Origin of the sequence: Cellulophaga sp. BC115SP (assembly GCF_009905545.1) — a bacterium.
Classification (GTDB): Bacteria; Bacteroidota; Bacteroidia; order Cytophagales; family Spirosomataceae; genus Flectobacillus; species Flectobacillus rivi.
The window spans coordinates 1-1,810 of record NZ_JAAALB010000127.1; the positions used below are offsets into that span (position 1 = coordinate 1).

The 1,810-nt window shown below is 32.5% G+C and carries 1 protein-coding gene; it reads left to right on the forward strand.

Annotation, left to right across the window (positions count from 1 at the left end):
- On the forward strand, positions 1 to 573 hold a 573-nt coding region (locus GVN22_RS27160; RefSeq protein ID WP_205691058.1), incomplete at its 5' end, for a DDE-type integrase/transposase/recombinase.
- Between the last annotated feature and the right edge of the window lie 1,237 nt (positions 574 to 1,810).

Consider the following 1,810-nt stretch of genomic DNA (forward strand, 5'->3'; position numbering starts at 1 on the left):
AAAACGAGCCGAAGCAGTTTAGGATATCAATCCGTTAAGAACGATCAAGTGTTAATGGATGAGTTATCTCAATTGAGCAAAGACCATCCTCGTGAAGGCTTTTGGAAGTTTTACTACCGTATGCGCAATGCGGGTCATCATTTCAATCATAAGCGAGTGCATCGGGTGTATGTTCAGATGGGTCTTTCTATTCGTAGAAAGGCTAAAAAACGTCTTGTGGCTAGAGTAAAAGAGCCCTTAGAAGTTCCCGAGAGCTTTACTCATACTTGGAGCATAGACTTCATGAGTGATGTTTTGAGCAATGGGCGTTCATTCCGAAGCTTTAACGTGATAGATGATTACAATCGAGAAGTACTTTTCATACAGACAGACTACTCGTTCAAGAGTAGTAGGGTGATTTATATTCTTCGTCATTTGGTGAACAAATATGGTAAGCCCACTAAGATTCGAATGGATAATGGACCAGAATTTGTAGCAAAGCTATCGCAAGAATGGAGTCAGATGAATGACATTGTATTTCACTATATTCAACCAAACTTACCGCAGACATGTATTAGATGCTTATGTATTTGATTCTTTGGAGGAAGTACGCCAAGAAACCTATGGATGAGCGATTATAATTTCGTTCGTCCACATGTCTCTTTGGGAGGTATGAGCCCAGTAGATTATAGAATAAAAAACAAAACTCTCTTCTTGGGCTTCGTTCCGCTACGCTACACTCAGCCAAAGAAGGAGTAAATACATAATCAACACAACGAGATTATGTATATTTTTAAACTGTACTAAAAATGGGAAGCCGACATAGTTATTAGTGAGATTTTTAATAAGTAATAAGCTTTACTCTATTGCTTATTAGAATGGTTGCTAAAAGGAATGAAGATTAAAAGGGTAAAACAAAAAAGAACCCTACATTATACAATAATGTAGGGTATTTTGAAAGTGTCGAACTATTCGTTAGGCACTTAAATACTTTTCATTTAAGCCTGAAACAAAGTTATGTTTTTTTATGGTATTATTAAAATTTTTTGAAGTCGAATATAAGGAAATGCACAATTAATTATATGAACAAGCGATTTTATGTAATGAAATTGAAAATACCCAGGTTTTAGACTCACTTTTAAATAAGTATAAATACAAGAAATTTATTGAAAACGAGAAGCATATGCAATACCTCGATAGGTCTTTAGTAGATAAATGATCAATTTATAAATGCAAGAAATGAAATATGTTTTTATGTATCTTCGATTAATATTCTTAGTATGACACTAGTCATGTGCGAAGGGGTTTCTAAAACATTCATTTCAGATATTGGAGGTTAGACTACGGAAGTATAATATATCGTATAAAACTCTACTTTAAAAACAACAAAGGGATGTTTCAACATTTCTGAAATCAGAAAACTATAATGGTTTGAAAACTTTTATATAAGCCAAATATGAAATTTACTATTGGAGTAGTAAAAAATAGTACATAAAAATAGAATTGATGGAGAAAAAGTGAATTCTTGTAGCGCCTTTACAAAATATAAATACGAAAATCAGGTCTATAACATGCGATTTTCGTTTAGAAGTAAGCAAAAGTATAAAATATTATTTATAAATATTCAAAGTATTAATTGTATTTGTGAGTTTGTAGATATGACACCAATTGAATTAAATCAATTTGGTGTCATTTTTTTTACTACCTGTATCTTCTGACATTCAACGACTTACAAAAAACTTTAAAAAATAGTGTTAAAAAGATTTGGAAGGTTGAGAATAAAGTGGGAATTTTGCACTCCCAAACGACGGGAAAGGAGTTGTAGCGAAGA